Below are 13,078 nucleotides of genomic sequence, written 5' to 3'. Positions count from 1 at the left end.
CGTGGCTCTCCGCCTCCTACACCTGCGGCACCCGCTCCACCAGCGGAAGCGCCTCCGCCGGTTGCCGCTGGAAGATCAACCCCTGCTCCCCCACATCGACGACGATCCCGTCACCCGGCCGGAATTCCCCGCGAAGCAACCGCACCGCCAGGGGGCTCTCCACATGTTTCTGGAGCACTCGCTTGAGTGGGCGCGCGCCGAAAGCGGGATCGTAGCCCGCTTCGGCCAGCCAACGGCGGGCAGCCTCGGTGAGGACCACCTGCAGCCCATGCTCGGCCAGGCGGGTCTGGATCTGACGCATCTGGATGTCCACGATCTGCATCACATGCTCCGGCGTCAACCGGTTGAAGATCACGATTTCGTCGATCCGGTTCAGGAATTCCGGCCGGAAGGTCTCGCGGAGCGCTCGTTCGATCCGCTGTCGCTCCTCCATGCGCTCCCGCTCGGAGGTCGCCGGAAGGAATCCGATGGTGGCGCTGCGGCGGAGATGCTCGGTGCCCACATTGGAGGTCATGATAATGATCGTATTCCGGAAATCCACGGTGTGGCCCTGACCATCCGTCAGACGGCCATCGTCCAGGATCTGGAGCAGGGCGTTCCACACATCGGGATGAGCCTTCTCGATCTCATCGAACAGGATCACCCGGTAAGGCCGCCGGCGCACCGCCTCGGTGAGCTGCCCGCCTTCCTCATAGCCCACATACCCTGGCGGCGCCCCGAAGAGGCGGGAAACGGTATGGTATTCGCGGTATTCGCTCATATCCAGCCGGACCAGGGCATCCTCGTCGCCGAAGAGGTATTCCGCCAACGCCTTCGCCAGCTCGGTCTTCCCCACGCCGGTGGGCCCCAGGAACAGGAAGGAGCCAATGGGCCGCCGGGGATCCTTCAGGCCCGCCCGGGCCCGACGGATGGCGTCCGCCACCACGGCGATGGCTTCGTCCTGGCCCACCACCCGCTCCCGCAGCCGCTCCGCCATATGGAGCAGCTTCTCCGCCTCCGTCTCCATCACCTGGGCCACCGGGATGCCCGTCCAGGCCGCCACCACCTGGGCCACATCCTCTTCGGAAACCACCTCATCCAGGTTGCGCTCCCGCTGCCATTGCGCCCGACGCGCCTCGAACTCCTTTTGAAGGCGCAGGCGGCGCATGCGGATCTGCGCCGCCCGTTCGTAATCCCGGTTCAACCCGGCATGTTCCTCCTCTTGCATCAGGCGTTCGATCTCCGTCTTGATGGCCTTGAGCTCCGGCGGAAGGGTGTTCAGGGCCACCCGCAGCCGGGCCGCCGCCTCGTCAATCAGATCGATGGCCTTGTCCGGAAGCCGGCGATCGGTGATGTAGCGATGGGAAAGACGGACAGCGGCGACAATCGCCTCATCGCTGATGCGGACTTGATGATGGGCCTCATACCGCTCTCGCAGCCCCTGAAGCATCTGGATCGCCGACTCCACAGAGGGCTCTTCCACGAAAATCGGCGCGAACCGCCGCTCCAGCGCCGGATCCTTCTCAATGTATTTGCGATACTCATCCAGGGTGGTGGCGCCGATGCAACGCAGCTCCCCCCGGGCCAGGGCCGGTTTCAGCATTGAGGCCGCGTCCAGAGCTCCGGAGGCCGCCCCCGCGCCCACCACCGTGTGGATCTCATCGATGAAGAGAATGATCTCTCCCTCCGCTCGTTGCACCTCCTCGATCACCGCCTTCAGGCGCTCTTCGAACTCACCCCGGAACCGCGCCCCGGCCACCATGGCCGCCAGGTCCAGCTGCACGATGCGTTTGCCCATCAACAGCTCCGGGACGTCGTTGGCGACGATCCGCTGGGCCAGCCCCTCCACAATGGCCGTCTTCCCGACCCCCGCATCGCCGATCAGCACTGGGTTGTTCTTGGTTCGCCGGCACAGCACCTGGATCACCCGCAGGATCTCCGCTTCCCGGTTGATCACCGGATCCAGCTTCCCCTGGCGGGCTAGCCGGGTGAGATCCCGCCCATAGCGATCCAGCATCCGGTAACGGCCCTCCGCCCCCGGATCGGTCACCCGGGCCCCGCCCCGCAGATCCTTGATGGCCTCATAGATCCGATCTCGGGTCACGCCGGCATCCATCAGAACGCGGGCCGCGGGAGTGTTCCGCTCGGTGGCAATGGCTAGGAAGAGATGCTCGGTGGAGATGTAATCATCCCCCAGGCGGCGCGCCTCCTCGTTGGCCAGGTCCAGGATGCGCTTCACCCGGGGGGTGATGAACACCTGGCCGGTGCCACCGAAGCCGTAAATCGAGGCGCGCGGGCTGGCCCGGAGCACCTCGTCCAGCCGACCCCGCATCCAGTCTACGCTGATCCCCATGCGCTGAAGCAGCTGCGGCACCACACCATCCGGCTGTTCCAGGAGGGCCAGCAGGAGATGCTCCGTATCCACCTGGTTGTGACCGTAGCGCTGGAGGATCTCATAGGCCCTCGCCGCCGCATCCTGAGCCCGTTCCGTGAAATGATCGAAGCGCATCATCGTGGAGAGCCTTCCTTAGCAAGGAATAGAATCTGCACCGTTGCCCCCACACCGGGGGAGACAGGATCCATCCCCCTCTTTTTCCCAGAATCCAGAGGGTCTCGCCAGGCACCCCCCCACGATCCCGGCTCTATGGATCAGCATCCACATGAGAGCCCCGGGACTACGCCGAGTTGGACTGTCCCACCTCATTATAAAGGGTCCGGGGCGCGAAACCAAACCGGGGATCTCCTCTCGCCCACCATGGGCTAACCGACAGCCCCGCTGCGAAGAGGGCCTTCTCTCTGCTCATCCCCCGAGCGGCTTCGCTGGACCCTCAACCATCGGAAAGCGATGTTTTGGGGCGGACGGGCACCGGATGCGGATCGCTTGCATCTTCGATCGTTTGTCCGCATGATGAAAGGCGACCCACGAACTCGCACAGCGCTGTGCAACCACCCTCGGGGATCGGGGCGAAAGTTCCTCCGGTCGACTCTATGGCGAAAGGGCCGTGGAGAAGGAAGAGGGCAGGATTTCCCACATCCCTCATGGGATGGGTCCATCCCCTCTCCGGCCCTCGCCGACCCCACTGGGCGTGGCGCAGGTTCCCATTCCTTCCCCTATCCTGCAGCCCTTCCCATCGTCCATCCCTCCGCGCTCCCCGGAGCCCTCCCCTCCGATGCCTACACCGGCCGCGTCACCCTTCCCGATCCCAACCTCGCCCACGCTTTCCGCGCTCCGGTGCGACCCCGGCGTGCTGCAGGCGATCGAACAGGCGAACACCGCGCAGGAACACCGCGCAGGAAGCGGATATCCTGGGCCGGGGGGCATCCGACTCGCTCACTGCAGCATGGGGAGACACCGCGCCGGAGGCCCGACGGCAGGCTGACCGCCTGCGACAAGCCGCCCAGGCGATCCGGGCCACGATCCAGGAGATCCGGTGGGAGATCCGCGGGTGCGTTCCCGCCTCGCCCCTCGGCCCCAATCTCGTCGAGGTGCGGACGAAGGAGACCTGGATCTATCGGGCGGGCCTGGTCTGCCCGTCGGGCCAGCGCGGGATTGTCGACCGAGTGGTCACCTATCCGGGGGAGATCTACCGGCTGGCCGCCCAGGGAGGCCGCTGGCGGATCACCCGCTGGTCCTCGGGGGAGGGAACGCTTCAGCAGGATTGACGTTGTCCCTGAATCCGCGCGCCTTCTACGCCGACCCCATGGGGGAGCGCACCTGGGGGATCGACTCCAGACCTTCCCGGATCCGCTCCAGCATTCCCTCCTTCACCGCCCGGACCGCCATGTGGATGGCATGCTTCACGGCCTTCGCATCCGAGCGCCCGTGCCCGATCACCACCACGCCGTTGACCCCCAGCAGCGGCGCGCCTCCATATTCCCGATAATCCAGCCGCTGGAAGACCCGCCGGAGGCTGGGCAGCAGGCACAACAGCCCGGGCGCGGCGAGGATCAGGCCCGGCAACGCCAGCGCCAAGCCGAGCCGATCCAGCACCCCATCAGTCAGCTGGGCCTTCAGGAAACGGGCCAGGAAGGATACTGTGCCCTCGAGATGCTTGATCACCACGTTCCCAGTGAAGCCGTCCGTGACCACCACCTCCGCCAGACCCCGGGATAGATCCTTCCCCTCCACATTCCCGATAAAATTCAATCCGCTTTCCTGAAGGAGACGGTAAGCTTCCTGAACCCGGATGGATCCCTTACCCGGCTCCTCGCCGTTGGAGAGGATCCCCACCCGCGGATTCGGCCAGCCCAGCACTCGCTCCGCATATATGGCGCCCATGATGGCGAACTGGAACAGATGCCATGGCTGGGGATCCGTGTTCGCGCCGATATCGAGGAGAAGACACGGCCGGTGAGCGGTGGGGTAAACCGTGGCCAGGGCAGGGCGATCGATGCCCGGGATCCGCCCCAGATGGAACAGGGCCGCCGCCATCACCGCTCCGGTGTTCCCCATGGAAACGAACGCCTCAGCTTCCCCGGAGCGCACCAGGCGCATGCCCACCCCCATGGAGGAATCCTGTTTGGTTTTCACAGCGATGGTGCGCTCATGCATCTCCACCACCTGGGAGGCATGAACGATGGAAAACGAGAGGCCTTTCGGGGAATGGCGGGCCAGCTCAGCGCGGATCCGCTCCTCCTGGCCGACCAGGATCACGTGAAGCTCCGGGATCTCCCGCAGCGCCCATAGCGCCCCCTCTACCGGGACCTGTGGGGCGTGATCGCCTCCCATCGCATCCAAGACCACTCGAACCGTCATGGGCGCATCGCTCCATCTCCCGCTGATGTTCCCGAAGAGATGAAGGGAGCGGCTTCTCCGCCCGCTCCCCGTTCTCCTTCGATGGGCTATCGGATATCCTCCAACAGTCGCTCCACGGCGGTGTGCAGATCGATCTCCCGGCGGAGCAGCTGATCCACCAGGCCGTCCAAACGGGCGCGACCGACCTGATGCATCACCCGCACCCACAAACGCTCCCGGGCGAGGGTGGCCAGCTCCTCCGCGATCCGCCGCCGCCTCCGGGCTTCTCCTTCGCCGCTTTCCTCCAGATAAGCCCGGTGGCGCTCAATGGCCTCCACCAGCTCCGGGATCCCCCGGCCGGAAGTCGCCACCGTCTGAAGGATCGGCGGCGTCCATCCTTCCCGAGACGGCTCCACGCGCTGGATGGCCATCGCCTGCCCATGGTGGCGAACCACCGCGGGCTGGCCCAGGGAGAGCATGGACCGCAGGATATGCAGGGTAGCCGCCGCTCCCTCCCGATCCGCCTTGTTGACCACCAGGATGTCTGCGATCTCCAGGATCCCCGCCTTGATGGCCTGGATATCGTCCCCAAGCCCGGGGGCCTGAACCACAACGACCGTATCCGCGGCCTGGGCGATATCGACCTCGACCTGTCCCGCCCCCACCGTCTCCACCAGGATCCGCTGGAAGCCGACTGCATCCAGTGCCCGGATGATCTCCCGAGTGGCGCGGGCCAGGCCGCCCAGGCTGCCCCGCGTAGCCATGCTGCGGATAAAGACCCCCGGATCGCCGGCCACATCCTGCATCCGGACGCGATCCCCCAGCAGGGCTCCGCCTGTGAAAGGGCTGCTGGGGTCCACCGCGACAATCCCCACCGTTTCCCCCCGCTCCCGGTAAGCGCGGGTTAAAGCGTTGACCAGCGTGCTCTTCCCGGAGCCCGGAGGGCCGGTGATCCCAATGACATAGGCGTTGCCCGTGAAGGGGAAGAGGCGCGCGCTGATCTGAACGGCGGCCTCGCCCTCCTCTTCCAGCATAGAAAGCAATCGCGCCAGCGCCCGGCGATCCCCTGCGCGGGCGCGCTCGAAGAGAGCCATGGGATCTCGCATCAAGGGCTGTCCCCCCATATGGCATCCTCAGGGAAGCGCCGGCTCGCCGGCCGCTTTAAGATCTTCCGGACGGATGCCGAAATGCGCGCAGATGAACTGCACAATGGTCTCGGTGCTGGTGCCAGGTCCGAAAACCTCCCGGATGCCCGCGGCCTTCAGCGCGGGGATGTCCTCCTCAGGGATGATCCCCCCAGCGATCACCAGCACATCGTCCAGCCCCCGTTTCCGGAGCTCCTCCACCACCCGGGGGAGCAGCGTCATATGGGCTCCGGAGAGGATCGAGAGACCCACCACATCCACATCCTCCTGCAACGCCGCCTCGGCGATCATCTCGGGGGTCTGCCGCAGGCCCGTATAGATCACCTCGAACCCGGCATCCCGTAGAGCGCGGGCGATCACCTTGGCGCCCCGATCATGGCCGTCCAGCCCCGGCTTGGCAATGAGCACACGGATTTTACGACCCATGACAGACCTCGCCGGATGGGATCAATCCAGCGTTCGCCTGGCCTACTTCATTATTTTAACCCACCGCTCCCCGGAGTTTGGCTTTCCCATCCTCCTTCCGGATAGCCACCGCCGGGCTTATGCCCGGGGCGAGCCGCTGCGCCGGCCAGAACGTGTCGGCGCATGCCGACGCTTGACGCGCAGCGCCTCAGGGGGCGATTTCAAAGGGTCGGTGGTCCGCGCCAGCCGGAAAAAAGCGGGGGGTCGGCTGATGCCCCATCGACCCCCCGCTATCGCCCATCCGGAACCGACAAGCCACCTTCCCCTCACTCCTCCAGCGTGGAGAGATCCCCTTCCGGCAGGCCCAGGGCACGAGCCCGCAGCACCCGGCGCATGATCTTCCCCGACCGGGTCTTGGGGAGCTTGTCCACGAAGTGGATGGCCTCGGGCCGGGCGATGGGGCCGATCAGCTGGGCCACATGTTGGCGCAGCTCCTCGGCCAGGGCCTCGCTGGGGCTGTAGCCCGCCTTGAGGATCACATAGCAGTGGATCCCTTCCCCCTTCACCTCGTGGGGCAGGCCGATGGCCGCGGCCTCGGCCACCGCCGGATGGGCCACCAGCGCCGACTCGATTTCCGCTGTGCCCAGGCGATAGCCACTCACCTTCAGCACATCGTCCACCCGCCCGATGATGTAGAAGTAGCCATCCTCATCCCGCCGGGCGGAATCGCCCGTGAAGAACCAGCCGGGATACTTCGACCAGTAGGTCTTCACATAGCGCTCGGGGTCGCCGTAGAGCGTGCGACTCATCCCGGGCCACGGCGTCTGGATCACCAGGTAGCCCTCCACCCCAGGCGGGCAAGGGTTGCCGTTCTCATCCACCACCTCCGCCCGGATGCCCGGGAAGGGCATGGTCGCCGAGCCTGGCTTGAGGGGCAGGCAAGGCATGGGGGTGATCATGAAGCCACCGGTTTCCGTCATCCACCAGGTGTCCATGATGGGGCAGCGCTCCTTCCCGATCACCCGGTAATACCAGCGCCAGGCTTCCGGGTTGATCGGCTCGCCCACCGTGCCCAGCAGGCGGAGGGAGGAGAGGTTGCGCCGATTGGGCCATTCGTCCCCAAACCGCATCAACCCCCGGATGGCCGTGGGGGTCGTGTAGAGCACCGTCACCCCATATTTCTCCACAATGCTCCACCAGCGATCCGGATACGGATATGTCGGCGCACCCTCATACATCACGCTGGTGGCCCCCAGCATCAACGGCGCATAGACAATATAGGAGTGCCCCGTTACCCACCCGGGGTCCGCTGTGCACCACCAGATGTCCTCATCCTTGATGTCAAAGACCCATTTCATCGTGGTATAGATGTAGACTGCATAGCCACCGTGCACGTGGACCTGGCCCTTGGGGGCGCCAGTGGTGCCGGAGGTGTAGAGGATGTAAAGGGGATCCTCAGCGTCGGTGACCTCTACCGGGCATTCGCCCTGGGCGAAGGGGAGCCGCGCCAGCTCATCGTAGAAATAATCCCGCCCCGGCTCCATGGGCACCTCGTGGCGGGTGCGGCGGACCACCAGCACATGCTCCACAGAGGGGGCACGACGGACAGCTTCATCAACGGTGCGCTTGGTCTCCACGATGCGCCCGTTCATGAATCCGCCGTCGGCGGTGATCACCACACGGGATTTGGAGTCCTCGATGCGGGTGTGGAGGGCTTCCACCGAGAAGCCGGCGAAAACCACGCTATGGATCGCCCCGATGCGGGCGCAGGCCAGCATGGCAATGGGCAACTCGGGGATCCGGGGCATGTAGATGGTCACCCGGTCGCCCTTGCGCACCCCCAGGGCCTTCAGGACGTTGGCGAAGCGGTTGACTTCCTTGTAGAGATCATAATAGCTAAGGACCCGGCGCTCGCCGTTCTCCCCCTCCCAGTAGAGGGCCACCTTGTTCCTACGCCAGGTCTTCATATGGCGGTCCACCGCATTGTAGCAGATATTGATCTGGCCGCCCACGAACCACTTGTAGAAGGGCTTCCCGCTGTCATCCAGGACACGATCCCACTTTCGGAACCAGTCCAGCTCCTCCGCACGCTCAGCCCAGAACGCCTCGAGGTCCTGCATCGCCCGCTGGTAGAGGGAAGGGTAATCTTTGATGTAGGCGCGCTCCAGGACCTCGGGGGAAGGATAATACACCTCGCCGCTGAGATGACGGATATCCGCAACCAACTCCTTCACCGCCATGGCAACCTCCTTCGGAAATATAGATGGCAGGGGCGCAGCCACGCCGCGTCCCTGCCGCCATGCTCCCCGCGCTCCTCACCATACCGCGATCAGCCGGACCGGACCTCCGGAGGCGCCTTCAATGCGCAGGGCGCCGACGAAGACCATCGCCCCCGCGGGCGGGATGCGGCCCAAGTTAGCGACGTTCTCCAGCCCCCACTTGTTGGCGGGGAGGATGGTGTAGTGCGTCTTGAAATCCCGAGAGGCCCCGTAGTCCAGGCTCAGGGTATCCACCCCGATGCCGACGATGTGACGCTCCTTCAGGAGGAACTCCGCTGCGTCCGGGTGGAAGCCCGGGAAGTGCATCACCCCCTGGGCATCCATGTTCCGATAAGCCGCCTCATCATCCACCCGGGCTCCCCATCCGCTCCACATGAACACCACCGCGCCGTCCGGCAGCCGCCCGTAACGCCGCTCCCAGGCCCGGATGTCATCGGGAGTCAGCTGGGCGTCCGGGTTCCGCCGCGCCCGGTCCCGGATGTCGATAACCGCCGCGGGGGCGACCAGGACCTCTGCCGGGAGCCGCTCGATCGTCAGGGCGTTCTTCCCGAAGTGAACCGGGGCGTCCATGTGGGTGCCATGGTGCTCGTAGATGCGCCAGCGGTTGGCGTAGAAGCCGTGTTGCGCGTGGTTGAAGACGTTCTCGATCTCCAGCCGAGGGGCGCCGGGCCAGATCGGGAAGCGGGGGTTCTGCACATAGGTAAGATCCACCTTGCGCTGGAAGACGCGGACAGCGGTCCGCACCATCACGCCGACGGGGGCGGAAGCGGCCTCGCCGTAAGCGGGCTTCTGCCAGGAGACGAACCCGTGGGCGCTCACCAGGGTAGCGGCGGGATGGGGGGCCACCTGATAGCCGAAGGGTCCCAGAGTGCCTTTGGGGGGGATCGCCTCCGCCAGCCAGACCGCCGACTGGAGGTCCCCGCCTTCTGCCTCAAAGCCCCGGAACCATGCCCGCGGGGGGGTGGCTGTGGCAGCGACGAAATCCGCGTTGCGGGGGACGTGGCCGGCGATATAGAGGTCGGAGATCGTTTCCTCGGTGAGGTTGCGGACGGTGAGGGTGAAGGAAACGAGGTTGCCTTCGCGCGCGCCGTGGATCTCCACAGTCAGCCAGGGCCAGACCGTTAGGCGTGGAGCAGGGAGCATCGCGGCGGCCATTGCGCCGCCCATCATTTTGAGGAAATCCCGGCGGCTCCAGGCCCGAGTCATCGCCTCGTAGACCTGCGGTCCACACATGGCTCCCTCCCTAAATTTTATGTAATATAAGCATGTAGCATGGGCGGCAGCTTGCGGTCAAGAGCCATGCGCCCTATGCGAGGCCCGGAGTCGGATCTCCCGCATGCGCCTTCCCGATCACGCGCGCACGTAATGCATGGCGCCGAGATGACGGACCATCCCCTTCAGCTCCATCATCGTCAACGCGCTGCTCACCTGCGCCACCGGCAGCCCGGCCGCCCGCGCGATGTCATCGATGTGCTGCGGCTCCCGACTGAGCACTTCCAGCAGGCGCGCTTCGGTCGGATCCGCAGGCAGCTGAAGCTGGGCTTCCACCTGCTGGGCCGCCGTGGACCAGTTGAGGGCTTCCAGAAGCTCATTCGGGGAAGTCACCGGGGTCGCTCCCTCTCGGATCAGCCGGTTGGTTCCCTGGCTGGCCGGGGAGAAGATGCTTCCCGGGATGGCAAAGACCTCTCGCCCCTGATCCGCCGCATGGGACGCCGTGATCAGCGCCCCGCTGGTCGCCCCGGCCTCCACGACCAGCACGCCCACCGCCAGGCCGCTGATCAATCGGTTCCGGGCCGGGAAGTTCCCCGGCTCGGCCGGCGCCCCCAGAGGGAGCTCGGAGATTAGCGCCCCGCGCTCCATGATCCGCGACGCCAGACGGGCATGCTCCAGGGGATACACGCGATCCACCCCACACGGCAACACCGCTATGGTTCGCCCGCCCGCCTTCAGCGCGGCCTCATGGGCGATGGCGTCAATCCCCCGGGCCAGCCCGCTGACAATGGGGATCCCGGATCGCGCCAGCTCCCCGGCGAACCATTCCGCCGCCTGCCGCCCGTAGGCCGTCGGCCGGCGGGTCCCTACGATGGCCAGCGCCCATCGATCCGCCTCAGTGAGATGGCCCCGGAGGAAGAGCACCGGCGGCGGATCCGGGATGCGGCGCAGCAGCAGGGGATAGGCGGGATCTTCCCACGTGAGGGCCTTCGCTCCTGACCGCTCCAGCCGCTCCCGCTCCTGATCCGGATGGAGCCGTCGCTTCGCCTCCCTCAGGTTCCGGATGGTGCGCTGATCCAGCCCGGCGGCCCGCCATGCCCCCTCGTCCGCTTCCCACGCCGCCCGCAGATTCCCGAAATACTGCAATAAGGCCCGCAGGCGCGCCGGCCCGATCCCCATCACCCGATTGAACGCCAGCCAGTAGCCCAGATCATCCATAGGCCCCCTCTGAGATGGCTTCCTCTCCTGAAAGAATGATAGCGGGTACAAAGAGCGTCCCAGGGGGAGATCAGGAGGTGTTTTCATCCGCGACCATGCGCCGAAGACGGGCTGCCAGGAGATGGTAGAAATATGAGCGGTCCCGAAGCCGGAGGAAGCGTGCGCTGAACGGCGCCGCCGCGATCTCCACCCGATCTCCCTCCGCCATCGGCTCATCCCCGGCCCCATCGATGGTGAAGGCGGCTTTGCCCTCCGTGTGCGCGGTGAGGGTGAGCCGAACGCCTTCATCCAGCACCACAGCCCGATCCAGGCTGAGATGGGGGGCGATGGGGACCAGAACAATGTTCTTCAGCTCGGGGGGGAGAATGGGGCCACCGGCGGCCAGGGCATAGGCGGTGCTGCCGGTCGGCGTCGCCACGATCAGGCCATCCCCCACATAAGTCGTGAAGTAACGCCCATCGATCTCCACCCGAACCCGCACGATGCGCCCCAGGCCCATGCGACCGACCACCACATCGTTCAGAGCGTAAAAGGGCCCCCGACGATGATCCTCCCGGATCCAGTAGGCCTCCAGCATGAGCCGGTGCTCCACCCAGTAATGGCCCTTCCACACCTGGCTCAGCTGCTCCAGCCACTCCTCCGGCGGGATCTCCGTCAGGAACCCGACCCGCCCCAGGTTGATCCCCAGGATGGGCACGCCGGCGGGCGCGGCATAGCGGGCGACGCGCAGCAACAGCCCATCCCCGCCGAACGTGAGGGCGAGGTCCCAGCCGGAAATCCATGGGCCGTCGTGCAGCTCCTCCGAGGAGACCAGCACGGGCTCCCGTCCGGTTTCTCGCAGGTGTGCCGCCACTGCCTCCGCCAGGCCGCGGGCATGGGCCCGCTGGGGGTGAAAGACCAGGCCGATGCGCTGAAAGCGTATCTCCGACACGGCATCTCCCGGAAAAGGGGATGAGGAGCTGGCCTTCCCTCTCCCAATGATAATCTCAAAGGGCCCGACCGGAGGCTTGAGGGGCCTGGTCTGACCAACGGGAGAGATCCCTCCATCCGGAGGGGGATCGAGAGGAGCTGGAGCGCCGGCTTCGGGACTACGGCTGCGTGTAGGAGTGGAGGCCTGGGGAGGCGTGAGGTGGGCGGCCGGCTCAATCTGGAATGAACCATGTGCCGGTTTCGCCGCGCAAGGCCGCCGGGATATGGGGCGGATCGGTGATCAGCGCGGCCTTCCCCCCGCGTTCCAGATACTGGAGGATCGCTTCGATCTTGGGCCCCATCGAGCCCGGGGGGAACTGCCCTTCGGCCAGGTGACGGCGGGCCTCCGAAGCGGACAGCCGGTCCAGCCAGCGTTGGGTCGGCTTCCCATAATCCAGGGCCACCTTCTCCACGGCGGTGGAGATGAGGAAGAGGTCGGCTCGCAGCTCGATTGCCAGGAGGGCGCTGGCCAAGTCTTTGTCGATGACCGCCTCCACCCCCACCAGATCCCCCTGCTCATCCTCCACCACGGGGATGCCGCCGCCGCCCACGGCGATCACGACGAAGCCATCCTCCAGAAGCGCCCGGATGGCGGGCAGCTCGATGATGCGCCGGGGGCGAGGCGAGGGGACCACCCGCCGCCACCCCCGGCCGGCGTCCTCCCGAACTACCCACCCCTGTTCTGCCGCCCGCCGTCGAGCCGTTGCCTCGTCCATCCAGGAGCCGATCGGCTTGGTGGGATTCTGGAAGGCGGGATCGTTCCGATCCACGAGCACCTGAGTGACCACCGTCACCGCCAGCCGGTTCAACCCCCGACGCCGGAACTCGTTGTAAAGCGCCTTCTGGAACATGTAGCCGATCGCCCCCTGGGTGTCGGCATCCGCGGCGTCCAGGGGGACTGGGTGGAGCTCGTGAAGGGCGAGCTCGCTGCGCCGGAGGATGAAGCCCACCTGAGGGCCGTTTCCGTGGGTGATGACCACCCGCCAGCCCTGGGTGATCATCTCCGCGATGTGGACCATGGTCTCGCGGGCAGCCTCATACTGATCGGGGACGGTCATGCGGTCTGGCCCCTTGATCAGGGAGTTGCCGCCCACAGCCACAACGGCCAGTCCGGGTTGCAGACGCATCAGGACCTC

The 13,078-nt window shown here is 66.1% G+C and carries 10 protein-coding genes; 1 reads left to right on the top strand and 9 read right to left on the bottom strand.

Going from position 1 to position 13,078, the window contains the following annotated elements:
- Positions 1-16: 16 nt before the first annotated feature.
- On the bottom strand, positions 17-2,488 hold the full coding sequence (locus tag ACFMO3_RS08975; RefSeq protein WP_376790110.1) for an ATP-dependent Clp protease ATP-binding subunit: 2,472 nt from the start codon (positions 2,486-2,488) through the stop codon (positions 17-19).
- Between the two features lie 977 nt (positions 2,489-3,465).
- On the opposite strand from ACFMO3_RS08975, the gene ACFMO3_RS08970 reads away from it, so the two are divergent.
- On the top strand, positions 3,466-3,642 hold the full coding sequence (locus ACFMO3_RS08970) for a hypothetical protein (protein WP_376790068.1): 177 nt from the start codon (positions 3,466-3,468) through the stop codon (positions 3,640-3,642).
- A gap of 25 nt (positions 3,643-3,667) precedes the next feature.
- On the opposite strand, the gene plsX is transcribed toward ACFMO3_RS08970, so the two are convergent.
- The 8 genes from plsX to arcC form a co-directional block, all read right to left on the bottom strand.
- On the bottom strand, positions 3,668-4,735 hold the full coding sequence (gene plsX / locus ACFMO3_RS08965) for a phosphate acyltransferase PlsX (RefSeq protein ID WP_376790067.1): 1,068 nt from the start codon (positions 4,733-4,735) through the stop codon (positions 3,668-3,670).
- 86 nt (positions 4,736-4,821) lie between these two features.
- Positions 4,822-5,838 (bottom strand): methylmalonyl Co-A mutase-associated GTPase MeaB, encoded by a 1,017-nt coding sequence (meaB, locus tag ACFMO3_RS08960; protein ID WP_376790066.1) that lies wholly within the window; start codon positions 5,836-5,838, stop codon positions 4,822-4,824.
- Between the two features lie 9 nt (positions 5,839-5,847).
- Positions 5,848-6,285 carry a cobalamin B12-binding domain-containing protein gene (locus tag ACFMO3_RS08955; RefSeq protein ID WP_322802340.1) on the bottom strand — a complete coding sequence of 146 codons (438 nt, stop codon included), beginning with the start codon at positions 6,283-6,285 and terminating at the stop codon, positions 5,848-5,850.
- A gap of 305 nt (positions 6,286-6,590) precedes the next feature.
- Entirely contained in the window at positions 6,591-8,504 is a 1,914-nt protein-coding gene (acs, locus tag ACFMO3_RS08950; protein ID WP_376790065.1) for an acetate--CoA ligase, read from the bottom strand.
- A 75-nt stretch (positions 8,505-8,579) separates the two neighbouring features.
- Positions 8,580-9,776: a cyclase family protein gene (locus ACFMO3_RS08945; protein WP_376790064.1), complete on the bottom strand. Its 1,197-nt coding sequence runs from the start codon at positions 9,774-9,776 to the stop codon at positions 8,580-8,582.
- 117 nt (positions 9,777-9,893) lie between these two features.
- Entirely contained in the window at positions 9,894-10,973 is a 1,080-nt protein-coding gene (dprA, locus tag ACFMO3_RS08940; protein ID WP_376790063.1) for a DNA-processing protein DprA, read from the bottom strand.
- 70 nt (positions 10,974-11,043) lie between these two features.
- Entirely contained in the window at positions 11,044-11,904 is an 861-nt protein-coding gene (locus ACFMO3_RS08935; RefSeq protein WP_376790062.1) for an NAD(+)/NADH kinase, read from the bottom strand.
- Between the two features lie 211 nt (positions 11,905-12,115).
- A complete protein-coding gene (gene arcC / locus ACFMO3_RS08930; RefSeq protein ID WP_376790061.1) occupies positions 12,116-13,069 on the bottom strand; it encodes a carbamate kinase in 954 nt (317 codons plus the stop codon).
- Positions 13,070-13,078: the final 9 nt, after the last annotated feature.

It is taken from the genome of Thermoflexus sp. (assembly GCF_042408815.1).
Taxonomy (GTDB): domain Bacteria; phylum Chloroflexota; class Anaerolineae; order Thermoflexales; family Thermoflexaceae; genus Thermoflexus.
Note: the sequence above shows the minus strand (reverse complement) of the source record. Positions and strands in the feature narration are given on the sequence as shown.